The 15,213-nt window shown below is 62.1% G+C and carries 15 protein-coding genes; 4 read left to right on the top strand and 11 right to left on the bottom strand.

Translation table 11 applies throughout. From position 1 onward, the window contains the following. The first annotated feature begins 169 nt into the window (after positions 1-169). Positions 170-733 carry a bactofilin family protein gene (locus AC1D0Z_RS02120; RefSeq protein ID WP_477656589.1) on the top strand — a complete coding sequence of 188 codons (564 nt, stop codon included), beginning with the start codon at positions 170-172 and terminating at the stop codon, positions 731-733. A gap of 114 nt (positions 734-847) precedes the next feature. Here the strand turns inward: AC1D0Z_RS02120 and AC1D0Z_RS02115 are convergent, their stop codons facing one another. From AC1D0Z_RS02115 to purU, 7 genes are all read right to left on the bottom strand, one after another. Beyond that, positions 848-1,573, bottom strand: coding sequence for an LrgB family protein (locus AC1D0Z_RS02115; RefSeq protein WP_477656588.1), 726 nt, complete (start codon positions 1,571-1,573; stop codon positions 848-850). Next, positions 1,566-1,937: a CidA/LrgA family protein gene (locus AC1D0Z_RS02110; protein WP_477656587.1), complete on the bottom strand. Its 372-nt coding sequence runs from the start codon at positions 1,935-1,937 to the stop codon at positions 1,566-1,568. Before AC1D0Z_RS02110 ends, AC1D0Z_RS02115 begins: the two co-directional genes overlap by 8 nt. Before the next feature lie 93 nt (positions 1,938-2,030). Next, complete coding sequence (locus AC1D0Z_RS02105) at positions 2,031-3,311, bottom strand: serine hydrolase domain-containing protein (protein WP_477656586.1); 1,281 nt, start codon at positions 3,309-3,311, stop codon at positions 2,031-2,033. A 60-nt stretch (positions 3,312-3,371) separates the two neighbouring features. Further along, the gene (locus AC1D0Z_RS02100) at positions 3,372-4,874 is read right to left on the bottom strand and encodes an FAD-linked oxidase C-terminal domain-containing protein (protein WP_477656585.1); all 1,503 of its coding nucleotides are present in this window, start codon (positions 4,872-4,874) and stop codon (positions 3,372-3,374) included. 104 nt (positions 4,875-4,978) lie between these two features. Then, positions 4,979-5,764: a carbonic anhydrase family protein gene (locus AC1D0Z_RS02095; RefSeq protein WP_477656584.1), complete on the bottom strand. Its 786-nt coding sequence runs from the start codon at positions 5,762-5,764 to the stop codon at positions 4,979-4,981. A 279-nt stretch (positions 5,765-6,043) separates the two neighbouring features. Next, positions 6,044-6,943, bottom strand: a complete 900-nt coding sequence (locus AC1D0Z_RS02090) for a LysR substrate-binding domain-containing protein (RefSeq protein WP_477656583.1) — start codon at positions 6,941-6,943, stop codon at positions 6,044-6,046. A 142-nt stretch (positions 6,944-7,085) separates the two neighbouring features. Then, positions 7,086-7,934, bottom strand: a complete 849-nt coding sequence (gene purU, locus AC1D0Z_RS02085; protein ID WP_477656582.1) for a formyltetrahydrofolate deformylase — start codon at positions 7,932-7,934, stop codon at positions 7,086-7,088. 139 nt (positions 7,935-8,073) lie between these two features. Between purU and aptA the strand changes: the two genes are divergently transcribed. Beyond that, positions 8,074-9,414, top strand: a complete 1,341-nt coding sequence (gene aptA / locus AC1D0Z_RS02080) for an omega-aminotransferase AptA (protein ID WP_477656581.1) — start codon at positions 8,074-8,076, stop codon at positions 9,412-9,414. Positions 9,415-9,648: 234 nt separating this feature from the next. On the opposite strand, the gene AC1D0Z_RS02075 is transcribed toward aptA, so the two are convergent. Continuing rightward, positions 9,649-10,512, bottom strand: a complete 864-nt coding sequence (locus AC1D0Z_RS02075; protein WP_477656580.1) for a ChaN family lipoprotein — start codon at positions 10,510-10,512, stop codon at positions 9,649-9,651. Between the two features lie 67 nt (positions 10,513-10,579). On the opposite strand from AC1D0Z_RS02075, the gene AC1D0Z_RS02070 reads away from it, so the two are divergent. Then, positions 10,580-11,677, top strand: coding sequence for an AbrB family transcriptional regulator (locus AC1D0Z_RS02070; RefSeq protein WP_477656645.1), 1,098 nt, complete (start codon positions 10,580-10,582; stop codon positions 11,675-11,677). A gap of 162 nt (positions 11,678-11,839) precedes the next feature. Here the strand turns inward: AC1D0Z_RS02070 and AC1D0Z_RS02065 are convergent, their stop codons facing one another. The 3 genes from AC1D0Z_RS02065 to AC1D0Z_RS02055 form a co-directional block, all read right to left on the bottom strand. Further along, positions 11,840-12,121, bottom strand: coding sequence for a BTH_I0359 family protein (locus AC1D0Z_RS02065; protein ID WP_477656579.1), 282 nt, complete (start codon positions 12,119-12,121; stop codon positions 11,840-11,842). 154 nt (positions 12,122-12,275) lie between these two features. Then, positions 12,276-12,923, bottom strand: coding sequence for a DUF3108 domain-containing protein (locus AC1D0Z_RS02060; RefSeq protein WP_477656578.1), 648 nt, complete (start codon positions 12,921-12,923; stop codon positions 12,276-12,278). 428 nt (positions 12,924-13,351) lie between these two features. Further along, positions 13,352-14,203, bottom strand: a complete 852-nt coding sequence (locus AC1D0Z_RS02055; RefSeq protein WP_477656577.1) for an IclR family transcriptional regulator — start codon at positions 14,201-14,203, stop codon at positions 13,352-13,354. A gap of 129 nt (positions 14,204-14,332) precedes the next feature. Here AC1D0Z_RS02055 and AC1D0Z_RS02050 point away from each other — a divergent pair. Further along, the coding region (locus tag AC1D0Z_RS02050) for a fumarylacetoacetate hydrolase family protein (RefSeq protein WP_477656576.1) at positions 14,333-15,213 on the top strand (881 nt) is incomplete at its 3' end.

Here is a 15,213-nt window from a genome sequence, read left to right as displayed (position 1 = left end):
CAAATGGCGAGCCGTTCTCCATGGCCGCCGGTCGAGCCAACCGAGCCTGATCATTTGCATCTCGGACAAACAGTGAATGTAAGAATTAATTTCGTTACCTATCTTGCATACCGCCGAAGCTTTTAATTTTTTGCAGACGTACCATGCGTTCTTTTTGAAGGAACTCACAATGGCAACACCATTCTTTGGCAAGCGAGAAAACGAGACACCGACGGGCTTGCGTCACGGCCCGGGAAATGGTTATGGGACTACGGGCACCAGTGCTTCCGGTACGCTGCAGTCGGGTCCGTCGTCTTCAAGTGTGAGCCAGCAAAACACCAAGGCAGTCAATGAGGCCGCAGCCCCTGCCGGTGCGGCAAAAGAAGGCGGCAGCAAGTTGACGGTTGGCCCCAACATCAAGCTCAAGGGTGTGGAGATCACGGATTGCGATACCTTGGTGGTCGAAGGCCTCGTGGAAGCGACCATGGATTCGCGTGTGATCCAGATATCCGAGCAGGGGGCATTCAAGGGCTCTGCAGAAATCGACGTGGCGGAAATCCGCGGCGAATTCAACGGCAACCTTACAGTGCGGCAGAAACTGGTGATTTACTCCACGGGAAAAGTGACGGGCATCATCCGCTACGGCAAGCTGGTGATTGAAGAAGGTGGCCAGCTCTCCGGCGAGATTCTGTTCGGTGCGTTGGCCGCGGCCAAACCGGCTGGCGCAGTCAAACCAGGTTTGCAGGCGGTGTAGGAGACTTAAAGCAACAACAGGGCGCGTTTCAAACGCGCCAGTGAAACCTCCACATCACTTCCCTGTTGCTCGCGGCAGGAAGGTGATGCGGAGTTTTCGTGTTTGCCGTTCGGGCTATAGCCACCGGAATACCAACGGTATCAGCGCGGACGCCAGAACCACCTGCAGGCCCAACGCCAACCCGGCGTAGGCGCCTGCATCGGCATTAACCTGCAATGCCCGCGCGGCGCCCAGCCCATGAGATGCCGTGCCCAGTGCAAAACCACGTGCGGCCCATCCCGCAGCGTCAACGGGAATTCGTAAGGCGTGAAAAAGATATTTGCCGCTGAGCGCACCCACGAGCCCGGTGACCACGGCAAACACAGCCGCCAGCGCAGGGATTCCGCCGATCTTCTCCGCAATACCCATGGCGACCGGTGCGGTGACAGATTTGGGCGCGAGCGACAGGGTAACTTCGGCAGGCAAGCCTACTGCCCATCCCAGCAACAATGCCGATCCGCTGGCCGCAGCACCACCGGCCACGGCCGCAAGCAGCAGCCGGGCCCAGCGCCTGCGCAGTTCTTCGCGCCGCAACCACAGTGGCCATGCCAGTGCCACCACAGCAGGGCCGAGCAGGAAATGGATGAACTGGGCGCCCGCAAAATAGGTGGGGTAAGGCACGCCGGTGACCAGCAGGGTGCCGGCCAGGCAGACAACCGTCCACAACACGGGATTGGCCCAGGGCGCTTGCCCGAGACGAGCGTAAACGGTTTGCGCGAGCACATACACCACCAGCGTCGCGGTCAAGCCAAACAGGGGTGTGGCCGACAGGTAGACCCATAACTCCACAAATTTAGGCATGTGGAGGGTCCTGGGAAGGGGTGTCGCTGCGGTCCCGCAGCAGGTGCAGCATCAGCACGGTCACGAGCAAACCCGCCAAAGTAGACGCCACCACGACCAGCAGCATGCGTGCGCCGTACTGGCTGACCAGTGAAAGATGGGTCATGACCCCGACGCCAACAGGCACAAAGAGTAACGAAAGGTGCGAGAGCAGGAAGTCTGCGCACACTGCCACAGGGGTGCGCACCGTGTATGACTGGAGGCCCAGCAGGAGCAAAACCATGCCAATCACGGGGCCCGGAAACGGCAGGGAAAAACCGCGAGAAAGAAGTTCCCCCGCGGACTGAAAGACGAGTAACCAGGCCAAACCCCGCAACGCTGTCATGGCATGGTTTCCACGGCAGGTGAGTGCACTCCCGATGCGAGGGCATCGCCCGGAATTGCCGGAATGGTCATGGCAATATCTATTCTGGAAAGTTTAAGGACTGGCAAAAAGATCCCCTTGCGGCCACTCCCGCACCGCATTCGCCGCGCCCCACAGTGCCTGGTCGATGTCTTTGAAGAAGGCGCGGCGCCCGGATGGGTCTGGCCTGGAATTGAAGGCCACCACCCATGCATAGCCTTGCCGGGTCCGAAGTGCCAGGGTCTGCAGGCCCGGCTGGCTGCCTGTGTGCCACCAGTTGTCACCTTTGTCACTCCTGACGACGTGGATGCCTGCCGCATAAAAGCTGCCCGGATTGCCGTCTTTTTCCAGCATCGGCTCGCTGCGCATGGTTTGCAGTGACTCCTCATTCAGAAGGGATTTTCCCCGTGCGCCGTCGATCGTCAGGAAAAACTTCAGCACATCTGTTGGCGTTGCAATCCAGGCGCCCAGTGCGTCCATGTTTTCGACGGAGTAGGAGCCGTAAGGACTGGGTACATTCGCGTTCGTAATACCCGGTGCGCCCCGCTGCAGCGGCTCTCCGGGATACGCGTAGTATTTCGTCTCCCCCTGACGGCTCTCGGTGCTGCTTGCGGCCTGAAAGCCTTTGCCGGTGGACGGCATCAGAAACTGCCGGCTGCTGAAGGCGCGGTAGGATTCGCCGGTGACGATTTCCACAACCCTTCCGAGCATGCAGTAGCCGGTATTGGAATAGGCGAAGCGCTCGCCGGGCGTGAAGTCCAGCTTGTCCTGCAGGGAATCCCGGATGATCGCATCACAGGTGACGGGCGCAACGCCTTGCCGGCGGGCAACGTCCCTGAGCCGGGGCTGAAAAAACGGATCACCAGAGCGCTCCCGATCGAACCCGCCTGAATGCTGAAGCAGGTGCCGGATGCGGATGTCCTTGGCGCGCGGGTCAGCCGGGGAGCCGGGCGCTATCCCGGCTTTCTCGAAGAAGGGCAGCACCGGGTCATCAAGTTTCAGCTTTCCATCCTCTGCCAGCTTGAGCACCATGACCGCCGTCAAGGTCTTGTTGATGCTTCCCATGCGGAACAAGGTTAGCGGTGTCATGGCGTCCTGCTTGTCCCTGTCGGCATAACCGTAGCCTTTGGCAAGGAGCAGCTTGCCGTCTTTGGCCACGGCCAGGCTGGCGCCCGGGACATCGTGTTTTTTCATGATCTCCAGCATGGCCCTGTCGAAGGGCTCGAGGTGGGGCAATGACTGCCCTGCCTCGATGCACCAGCCCCACTGCGGGACGAACACCAGCAAGGCGACTGACAGGACGTGAGAGACCTGGCGGCGCATGGTGGAAAAACCGCTGGGCGGTGTTGCGTGCATTTTTTTGGCCCTGGATTGTCCGCGCAGTCTACGAGGTTCCTATGCGGCTGCGTCTTTCGCCTAAAAGCGCGGTAAGTCGGGGTGCTTGATCTGCCCGCCGCGTACCAGCATTTTTCCGTATTCGGCGCAGCGGCTCAGTGTCGGGATCACCTTGCCTGGGTTGAGCAGGCTTTTGCCGTCGAACGCGCGTTTGACACCGAACATCTGCTCGTTTTCTTCAGCGGAGAACTGCACGCACATGGAGTTGAGCTTTTCCACGCCCACGCCGTGCTCGCCCGTCACGGTGCCGCCCATCGCGACACTGGTTTCCAGAATGTCTGCGCCGAAGAGTTCGCAGCGGCGCAATTGATCGGGGTCGTTGGCATCAAACAGGATCAAGGGGTGCAGGTTGCCGTCGCCCGCGTGGAACACATTGGCACAGCGCAGCTGGTATTTCTTTTCCATCTCTGCAATGGCCAAAAGGATGTCGGCCAGGCGCTTGCGTGGAATGGTGGAGTCCATGCACATGTAGTCGGGGCTGATGCGTCCCGAAGCCGGGAAGGCATTTTTGCGGCCGCTCCAGAAGCGCAGGCGTTCGGCCTCGTCCTGGCTGACGGCAATGGCCGTGGCACCACAACGGCGCAGTACATCCGTCATGCGGGTAATTTCTTCTTCGACTTCTTCGGGCGTGCCGTCGCTTTCGCACAGCAGGATGGCTTCGGCGCTGAGGTCGTAACCGGCATGTACGAAGTCTTCTACCGCGGCCGTCATGGGCCTGTCCATCATCTCGAGGCCGGCCGGGATGATGCCGGCGGCAATCACGGCGGCCACGGCGTCGCCGGCCTTGCGCAGGTCGTCAAAGCTGGCCATGATGCAACGCGCCAGTTGGGGCCTGGGTATCAGTTTCACCGTCACCTCGGTGGTGACAGCCAGCATGCCTTCGCTGCCAATGATGATGCTGAGCAGGTCGTAGCCTGCGGCATCAAGCGCGTCACTGCCGAACTCGACTTCTTCGCCTTCGATGGTGAAGCCCTTGACCTTGAGCACGTTATGCACCGTCAGGCCGTACTTGAGGCAGTGCACGCCCCCCGAGTTTTCGGCGACATTGCCCCCTATGGTGCAGGCAATCTGGCTGGAGGGGTCGGGCGCGTAGTAAAGGCCCAGCGGTGCGGCGGCCTCGGAGATCGCGAGGTTGCGCACGCCGCCCTGCACGACTGCCGTGCGGCTGGCCGCATCGAGCTTGAGAATCTTGTTGAACTTGGCCAGCGACAGCGTGACGCCCAGTTTGTGTGGCATGGCGCCGCCGGAAAGCCCGGTGCCCGCGCCGCGTGCCACTACCGGCACATCCATGGCATGGCAGGTCTTGAGCACAGCTTGCACTTGGGCATAGGTTTCGGGCAACGCCACCACCAGTGGCCGCTGGCGGTAGGCCGTCAGCCCATCGCACTCGTACGGCGTGGTGTCCTCGGTGTTCCACAGCAGCGCGTGTGCAGGCAGCACGGCTTGCAGGGCACGCACCACCTGTGATTGCCGCTCTGATCGCTCAAGCTGGCTGTGTTGTTCGGGGGAGGCGGGGGCGTTCATGTCTGGCTCCGGAGGGTGAGATCAGACTGTAGGGCAAGCGGTCCCCGCCGGGTTGAAGAAATTTACAGCGGCATGTGAAATGCCGCTGACCCGTTCACAGGTTTTCAGGACTTGGTGCCAGGGACTTTGCTAGCGCCGGGTATGTCGTAAAACTTGACCTTGCCGGTTTTCACGTCGTACATGGCGCCCACGATCATGATTTCGCCCTTTTGCTCCATCTCGCGCAGGATGGGGCTTTTCTCGCGGATCGTCTCCACCGTGAGACGCACATTGCTCTCGGCCACCATCTCGACAAAGGCATAGTTCTTGGACGTGCGGTCCTTGATGTCGGCGGACACCAGGTTCGCGGCCGGCTTGATTTTTCCGATGAGTCCCGTCAGGTTGCCGAGCTGGGCGTCGTCACACGCGCCCTTGATGGCGCCGCAGCTGGTGTGGCCCATCACTACCAGCAGTTTGGCCCCCACGACCTTGTGCGCGAATTCCAGGCTGCCCAGGATGTCTTCGTTGACGATGTTGCCGGCTACGCGCGCATTGAAGAGGTCGCCGATGCCCTGGTCGAACACGATCTCGGCTGGTGCGCGCGAGTCGATGCAGGACACCACGCTGGCGAGCGGGAACTGGCCTTCCGCCGTGGCCTTCATTTCCTTCAGGTAGTTCTGGTGGCGCGGTTTGCCGGAGACAAAGCGCGTGTTGCCGGCCTTGAAACGCGACAGGATTTGCGCGGGCGTCACGGCGTCCTGGCAGGCCTTGGCGTCCTGGATGGTGCAGAAGGTGCCGGGTTTGACGGCCTTGGCCGTAGCCGCCTTGCCTTCGGCGTGAACCGCAGGCGACAAGACGAGCATGGAGAGCAGTACGCTGGCCACGCCGGCGGCTAATTGATTTTTCCTCATGAGAATCTCCCTCATTAAACAAGTTGGTTTTTGACTATGTGCCGCTGGCCGGACCCTCAGCCGGTGTCACGGCTAGCCCATCATAGGTACGAGCCGGCATGGGCGCCTAACCATTTGTCGGACGCCTGGGGCTTGCTAATGCTATTGGCGTACGCAAAATGCGCTACAAATCAAAAGGCCTTGAGCAAGGTGCACAACCCAGGCAGGGTGAATCCACGTTAAGGCGTTTGCAACGCCGGGTAGCCGGTAAGGAGCTCTCATTCAAACGCCCTTGGGTCCCTAGCCCAGACTTTTTCGCAGCCAGTCCGCAAACGCCGCGCATTCCCAGCGGTCCATGGTGCCGGTACGCCAGCACAGGTAGTGTGCGTGCGGGCTGGGGACGTTGCCGGCGAACACCGCGTTGCTGCCCAGGCGTACCAGCGAGCCGTTTTCCAGCCAGGGCGCGCCCAGCTTGAGGCGTATCAACGCAATGCCCATGCCGGCGGCTGCGGCGTCGCACATCAGGCCGATATCGTTGAACTGGGAACCGTCGGGGGGATCCGGCCAGTCGAGTTTGTGGGCGGAAAACCAGGTGCGCCAGGGCTCCAGCGGCGAGCGCAACAGGCTCTCGCCTTCGAGGTCCTCGGCCGCTTCGAAGGGGCCGTGCTCACGCACAAAGGCCGGCGAGGCCAGCGGCGCGACCTCGTCCCTGCTCAGGCAGACGTGCTCCATGTCTGCATAGCGGCCGGTGCCGAATCGCACGATCAGGTCGGCATCTTCAGCCACCACATCGAGCAGCGGGATCGACACCTGCAGCGTCAGGTCGATCTCCGGGTAGGCATCGGTGAACTGGCGCAGGCGTGGGATCAGGATGGAACGCGCGAAGGTCGGGGTGACCGCCAGGCGCAGCTTGCGCTTGCCGGGTGTAGTGCTCTGCCCGGCCGCGCCCGGAAACTTCTGCAGCGTAGCCAGGCCTTCGCGCACGTGGGCCAGGTACTCGCTGCCTTCGGTGGTCAGCGAGAAATCGGCGCGCCCGAACAGCTTGGTGCCGATGATCTGCTCAAGCTGCTTGACGCGGTGGCTGACGGCGCTGGGGGTGACGCAGAGTTCCTCTGCCGCCTGCGTCACGCTGCGCAACCGCGCCAGCGCCTCGAAGGTCAGCAGGCATTGAATCGGTGGGATTCGCACGGGAGTAGCCATGTCTGTTAAAGAACGTAGGGCGCAGCGCGAGACGTTTCTTCGCAAGCGGGGGCCGCGGGACCGGCTTTGCCGGACCGCAGGCGCAGCGGCCCCTTCGGGAAGCAGAGAGCTACACGCAGTGAGCGACCGTGGGGGCTCATAGCTACTTGAAGATCACGGTCTTGTGGCCGTTAAGGAGGACGCGGTGCTCGCTGTGCCATTTCACAGCCCTCGCAAGGACCCGGCTCTCGGTGTCCTTGCCGCGTGCTGTGAGGTGCTCCACGGTGTCCTTGTGGTCGACGCGCGTCACATCCTGTTCAATGATGGGTCCTTCATCAAGGTCGGCCGTAACGTAGTGTGCCGTTGCACCGATGACTTTGACACCGCGTTCGTGCGCCTGGTAATACGGCCTGGCGCCCTTGAAACTCGGCAGCATGCTGTGGTGGATGTTGATGGCACGCCCCGAGAGTGAGGCGCACATGTCGTTGCTGAGCACCTGCATGTAGCGCGCCAGGACGACCAGTTCGGCACCCTCCGTTTCGATGATTTCAAGCTGCCTGGCTTCGGCCTGGGTTTTGGTGGCTGCCGTCACCGGGATGTGGTGGAACGGGACGTTGTAGCTGGCCGCCAACTGGTAAAAATCACGGTGGTTGCTGATGATGGCGCGCACGTCCAGCGGCACCATGCCGGACTTCCAGCGGAACAACAGATCGTTGAGGCAATGGCCATCGCGGCTGACCATGATCACCGTGCGCATCGCCGCTTCTGTGGAGTGAAGCTTCCATTTCATGCTGAAGGGTGCGGAGAATGCTTCAAGCCGGGTCTTCAATGCTTCCTGGGTGAGTTGCGCGCAGGCAAACTGAACCCGCATGAAGAAGAGCCCGGTGTCATGGTCGTTGTACTGTGCGGCTTCTTCAATGTTGCCGCCGTTCTGCAGCAGAAAACCGGATACGGCATGAACAATGCCCATACGGTCCGGGCAGGACAGGGTCAGGATATAAGCGTGATTCATAGGGGATGAATTGTCGCAGGTGGGCCAGGCGCCTGCTGCCGGGGTTGGCAATTGCCGGTGCGCGGACCGGGAAGAGTGCCAGAATGCGAGATCAACCGCTGTTATCCCGGCTTCACCCTCTTCGATGCAGGAAACCATCATGGCCTACCAGAATTTCAACATGGAGCACCACTGGCTCCCGTTCACGCCCAATCGCAGCTTCAAAAAAGACCCGCGCGTGTTTGTGGCCGCCGATGGCATGCATTTCACGACGCACGACGGCCGGCAGGTGATCGACGGAATTTCCAGCCTGTGGTGCGTAGGTGCCGGCCACAACCGCAAGCCCATCAACGAAGCCATCAAGAAACAGCTCGACACGCTGGATTACGCAACCGCCTTCCAGGCCAGCAACGACCAGGCCTTCAAGGCCGCCGAGCTCATCGCGGGCATGGCGCCCGGCGACCTGAACAAGGTGCTGTTCTGTAATTCAGGTTCAGAGGCTGCGGACACCTCGCTGAAGGTCGCGCTGGCCTACCACCGTGCGCGCGGCGAAGGCCACCGCAACATCTTCATAGGACGGGAGAAGGGTTACCACGGCGTCGGCTTTGGCGGCATGAGCGTGGGTGGCATTCCGGCCAACCGCAAGGTCTACGGTGCCGCGCTGCTGCCACGCGTGGACCACATGCGTTTCATCCACGACCCGGTCAACCACGCCTACATCAACGGCGCTGAGCCGGTGTGGCAAGAGGACCTGTTGCTGGAGCTGGAAAACCGCATCCTGCCATTGCACGACCCGAGCAATGTGGCTGCCGTCATCGTCGAGCCGGTCGCCGGTAGCGCCGGCTGGTACCTGCCGCCCAAGGGCTACCTCAAGCGCCTGCGCGAGATCTGCGACAAGCACGGCATCCTGCTGATTTTTGATGAAGTCATCACCGGTTTCGGCCGCTTGGGCACGGGTTTCGGCGCCGACTATTACGGCGTGGTACCCGACATGCTGAACTTCGCCAAATGCGTCACCAACGGCGTGATTCCGCTGGGTGGCGTGATCTGCTCGGACCGGATCTACGACGGCATGATGAATGCCAACAGCAGCGCGCCGGAGCACGCCATCGAGTTTTTCCACGGCTACACCTATTCAGGCCATCCGGTAGCCTGCGCGGCGGCGATCGCGACCCTGAACCTGCTCAAGGAAGAGAAGCTGTACGAGCGCGCCGGGCAGATGGGCAAGGTGCTGGGTGATGCGATGCACAGCGGCCTCAAGGGCCTGCCCAATGTGATCGGCATACGCGCCCTGGGACTGGCCGGGGCGGTGGAACTGTCACCTGTGGCCGGCGCTCCCGGCAAGCGTGCTTACGACATCTTCATGGACTGTTTCCACCACGGCGTGCTGGTGCGACCGGCGGCGGACAACATCGTGGTCTGTCCGCCCTACATCGTCGAGAAAGAGCACATAGACCGCATCATCAACGTGGTTGCGGACGCGATCCGCAAACACGCCTGAAGCGGTTAGCGGCGCTCCCATAAGGCGGTGGTTGAGGGCGGGCTCCTCTCAGCCCAGCTTGAGCCGCGGAACCGGCTTTGCCGGGCCGCAGGCGGGCGGCCCCTAGGGGGCAGGAAGCTACACGAAGTGAGCGACCGTGGGGCGCACATCCTTCCGCGGAACCGGCTTTGCCGGGCCGCAGGCGGGCGGCCCCCCGGGGGGCAGCGCATTACACGAAGTGAAAAGCGTGGGGGCCTATTTTTTGGTCCCGAGTTTTTGGCCCAGGCCTTCGCAGTAGTCTTTTTCGGGCAGCGCGGGCGTTTCCCATACGGCATCGAAGGCGTCGGCTTTGTCGCTTTGCGCGGCGCTGCCAGCGCGCAGGCGGACGGCCTTGGCCTTCACATCGGCCGGCAGGTGCTGCGGCACGCCCAGCTGGCGGTCGGCATGGCCGCTACCGGCCAGCAGCACCACGGTTTTCCCGGGTAATGCGGCCTGAGCCAGCGTGTTGGCCATGGTGATGTCCTTGGCGATCTGGATGCGCGTCATGGGCGTGACCTGGCTCTCGGGCAACAGGTTGCAGTGGCCGGCGCGGATCAACTGCTGCTGTGCCTTGAGGGCCGGCCCAGGTAGCTGCAGATCGAGCTGATGGTCCGCCATGCGGGCCTGCATCTGGGCACGCGGCAGGTTGGCGCCCAGCACCGGCACGCCGGCGCGCACCGCGGTCATCACGGCAGGGCCGTAGGCAGCCCACGGCCAGCCTTTGTCGTTCCAGTTCAATGCATCGCGCACCTGCTGCTCCGTGGCGCTGGGTTTGAGCGCGGAGGTGCTGGCGCCGGTATCTGCCATTTCCAGCGCCAGCGCGGCCAGTGCGCCGCGTGCAGCCAGCACGGCGACGACCTGCTGCTGTATGCGCTGGTGTTCCGCCGCATCATGCTGCTCACCCAGGATGAGAATCTCCGCCGGAAGGATGCTTTCCAGGCGGGTGGATGTCTGCGTCGTGTCGCTCCCGGGTGCCTGCAGGATGGGCGCCTCGGGCCGGCCCGCGCAGCCGGCGGCCAGGGCCATAGTGGCGGCGCACAGCAGCCATGCCGAGGGACGAAGGGTAGGGAAGTGGCGCATCGATGGATACTAATGCTTCCGGCCCTTCTTTTGTTGGCCGCAGCTCAAAGCCATGTCTTCCCCATCCATGCCCGCCCGCGCCTTTTTCATGCGTGTCATTCTGACGCTGCTGTTTGCCTGGGCCGCGGCCTTGCTGTGCCTCTGGCTGCGCACGCCCTTGCCCTGGATGATAGGCCCGCTGCTGGCGACCGCCGTGGTCTCCATGCTGGGGGGCCCGACGGCCAGCTGGACGCCGCTGCGCAACAGCGGGCAATGGGTGATCGGCTGCGCGCTGGGGCTTTATTTCACGCCCCAGGTGGTCGCCCTGCTGGCGGGACTGTGGTGGGCGATCGCGTTGAACATCGTCTGGGCGCTGGCGCTGGGATTGGCTTTCGGGGCCTGGCTCTTCCGGGTGCACCATGGGCGTGGGCCCTTCCAGGTCAAAGGCCTGTCGCGCATCACGACTTATTTTGCGGCACCTATCGGTGCGGCATCGGAGATGACGCTGATGGCCGAGCGCTACGGGGCGCAGACCGACCTGGTGGCTTCCGCGCACAGCCTGCGCGTACTGCTGGTCACGCTCGTCATTCCCTTTGGCTTTCAATGGGCAGGGTTGCACGGGCTGGACGCCACCTTGCCCGGCGCGCGCGTGGTCCAGCTACCAGGGCTGGCTTTGCTAGCCGTGCTGACCGGCACAGGCTGCTGGGTCATGCTCAAGCTGAAGCGAACCAACCCGTGGTTTATAGGTGCCTTGTTGGTATCCCTGTTGCTGACGGCCTTTGGCTTCGCGCTGTCGGCCCTGCCGCAATGGATGACGAACGCCGCGCAACTGGTCATAGGCATCAGCCTGGGCGTGCGGTTTACCCGCGGATTTGTGCAGATGGCGCCTCGGTGGCTGGGTTCGGTTGCAATCGCGACGGTGGGAATGATGGTGCTGTGCGCCGGATTTGCATGGTTGTTGGCGCAATTCATCAGCCTGCACTGGGCCACGCTGCTCCTTGGAACATCACCCGGCGGTATTGCCGAGATGTCGATCACGGCCAAGATTCTGCAGCTGGGGGTGCCCGTAGTGACGGCGTTCCACGTCACAAGGCTGGCAGCCGTGCTTGTACTGGCCGAGCCCATGTACCGCTGGTTCTACCAGGCAGACGTGCGCAAGGAGACCGAAGGCCTATCTGCCGATTGACAAAAACGAAAGAGGAGAAAAAGGGGGGCCGAGCGGCCGCAGATGCTCTTAAGTCAGACCAGGCGAAGGGACTGGCTTTGACAAACCGCGTGCGAAGCAGCCCGTTACAAGCGGGACTGCACGAAGCGAGCGATTTTGGGGCAAATCCAGTCGGGGCTCAACTTAATGAAGCGATATCGGCGTGTTGGCAAGGCCGCTATAGCCTTCAAGGGTATCTTCGATTTCCTCTTGCGTGGGCGTGTTTTGCGCCCAGGCGCTTAGCCGTTGCTGGAACATTTCGGCCCAGGAGCCGTCCAGGTAAACCTCTTTGCCCGAGCGCTTGTCGACAATTTCGAAGCCATGCCGGGCCAATTCGGGAACAGCCGGAACAGGCGCTGATTCTTCGGGCGCGTTGGCGTGAATCTGCATGACAGCAAAAGATTCCGAGTCGTAAAGCATTTGCATGGTGTAGTCCTTTGGCTTCAGATAGCAACGATGGTCCCAAGTTCAAGAGCTGTGGGCTTTAAGTGCGCACGCGCGACGTAAAGACCCGTTGCCTGCGTAAAACCACACATAAAACGCGCCTGGCTGTGCGTCATAACAACGCCGGCCAGCGGCCTCAGGTCTTGACGACCGCGTTGAGCTGCTGGTCAATGAAGTCCCCGTTGTGCTGGGTAATCCTGCTGCGGACAGGAAGATAACCCAGCGACGGGGCATACCAGATTTCTACTTTCTGGTCGAACTCGCGCCGGGGCTGGCGGGTGAGCTTGAGCGTCTCCAGCTCGCCATAAGGCAGAGTCATTTTCTCCTCGCCTTCAACGCGAAAAGTCCAGGTGTCAGCATCCCGCGGCCCTACGGTGTAAATCGACAGGGTGGTGCCAGCTGGAAAGCCGGCCGGGTTGCCCGCCAGCATGGCACCGAGCTGGATGAAGACGCTGACCCGGTCCTGCGCACCCTTTATCCAGGGAACCGTTGGGGTGTTGGCGCTGAAGACAATCTGCCCCTTGTCCGGCTCAAAATGCGCGGCCACCTCGCTTCTTGATTTGTCGGTAAAGCGCGTCGGCGCCAGGCCCTCCGGACCGACCTGCCCGACGCTTTCCATGCTTCGTGACCCCAGGAACAATGCGCTGACGTTCAGGAAGGTGTTGTAGTTGTTGCCGGAACGGTACCAACCTAGCTGGGCGTTCGCATGATAAGTCAGGCCTTTGGCACTGCCGGTCATTTTGTATTCCAGCCGCGCGCTTTCAGGCACCACGACAGCGACCACCGCTGACTGATCGGACTCGGCCGTCGCAGGCGCGCTGGCGGCGGCAGCTGCGGGCGTCGCCTGTTCGGGCGTGCTCTCGGGGCTTTCTGCCGGAAGGGGGCTGGAAGCTACTGGGTCGGACGGCGGAGTAGCTATCGAATCAATAGCTGGTTGCGCCGGCCGTTCTTGGGCTGCGGCAGGTTTCCTTTTCGAAACCCGAGGCTTGGGGGATGGTGGGGAGTCTACCTGCGCAACTGCGGCAGGCGCTGGAGGCGGCGCGATGTGGCGTGTTGCGAAAGCCTGGCTGCGCCGGGACGCGGCAGTTTGCTCGAGGCCAAATCGTCCCGGGGACGATGTCAGCATAAGCGTGTGGACAGCCAGCACCGCTGCGGCCAAAATTGCCAATACACGCCAGCGGGGCGCCGGATGAGAGGAGGCTGTGGATGTGCTCATGCCCGTGGGAAGCCCAGCTCGCCCGAAAGCTGACGTGCGGCATCGGCCAGTGGCCGTGCCACGGCGCCGTCCCAGCCCGGGTCGAACGTTGCAAGCGAGCCCAAGGCGATGATGCCAAGCGCGAGGTGGCCGTCCGCATCGAACACAGGCGCGCAAAAGCCGGCCACACCTGGCAGCAGGGTATTTACCGCGCGCGCGATACCGCGGCTGCGGATTTCATCAAGCAAAGCGTTCAGCTCGGTCATCGTGGCTGGAACATCTTTTCGCGCCAGCTTCTGGTTGCGCGCCAGCTCATCCTTGATCAGCAGCGCCAACCGCCCTTGCGGTTTGGCTGTGGGCCGGCTTGAAGACAGAAATGCGGCAAAACACAGGCCCGTGGCTGACGATAGCAGCGGCATGACATCGCCCAGTCGCAGGTTGACCGTGACGGACTGGGGGGATTCTTCCCAGTGAACAAGGGTTGGGCCCTGGTTACCCCAGACCGCTATCGCCAGGGTCTGGCCGGTCTCTACCATCAGGCGCGGCATGCATTGCCGGGCCAGCTTTACGCTGTCCAGCCTCGAAAGTGAAGCGAGCCCTAACTTTAGTGCGGCTGGGCCGAGGTCATACCGCGTGGTGGCCTCATCCTGGACCACCAGTTTCAACCGCTGGAAACTGACGAGATAACGGTGCGCCTTTGCTGCGCTCATGCCTGCGGCGCCAGCCAGGTCGCGCAGCATCAATGGACCGGGAGTGGCGCAGAGCGCCTCCAGCAAGCCGAAGCCGACTTCGACCGACTGGATGCCCGCACGTTGCGGCGGCAGGCCGCTGCTGCGCGCTGTGGCGGGTGTGGCTGGGCTGGCTTTCATTGGGGGTGACTAAAATTTCGGGTGACCCATTGGGGGATGCATGAATCGTAACGCGAGGCCGGAAGCGGCCATCAGCCACGGCACAATCAGGCCTGCGGCCAAAGCCGACAGCTACCAATCAGGATATTGATGAAACTTGCCACCTATAAAGACTCTTCACGCGACGGCCAGCTGGTTGTGGTGTCGCGCGATCTTTCAACCGCCCATTATGCGACGGGCATTGCGGGCAAACTGCAGCAGGTGCTGGACGACTGGAACTTCATGTCGCCCCAGTTGCAGGATTTGTACGAGACCCTGAATCAGGGCAAGGCACGGCATGCTTTCCCGTTTGAGCCGTCGCGCTGCATGGCGCCATTACCGCGTGCCTGCCAGTGGGCCGACGGTTCGGCCTATATCAACCATGTAGAACTGGTGCGCAAGGCGCGTAATGCCGAGGTGCCTGAGAGTTTTTACACCAATCCGCTGATGTACCAGGGGGGCAGCGACGACTTCATCGGTCCTTGCGACGACGTGGTAGTGGCGAGCGAGGAGTTCGGCATTGACTTCGAGGCAGAAATCGCCGTGATCACCGGCGACGTGCCCATGCGCGCCACGCCTGAGCAGGCGCTGGAGGGCGTGCGCCTGCTGATGCTGGCCAACGACGTTTCCTTGCGCAACCTGATTCCCGATGAGCTGGCCAAAGGTTTTGGCTTCCTTCAGAGCAAACCGGCCACGGCTTTCAGCCCGGTGGCCGTGACGCTGGATGAAGTCGGCGACGCCTGGGAAAAGGGCCGTCTGCACATGACCCTGCAAAGTACCTGGAACGGCCGAAAGGTCGGCATGTGCGAAGCCGGCCCGGAGATGACCTTCAGCTTTGGCCAGCTGATCGCCCACATCTGCAAGACCCGCAACGTCCGCGCCGGCAGCATCATCGGATCGGGCACCGTCAGTAACAAGGACTGGAGCCACGGCTATAGCTGCATCGCCGAAAAACGCGCGATCGAAACCATTGAAGACGGCAAGCCCAAGAC

The organism is Polaromonas sp. P1_E3 (assembly GCF_056405935.1).
Note: the sequence above shows the minus strand (reverse complement) of the source record. Positions and strands in the feature narration are given on the sequence as shown.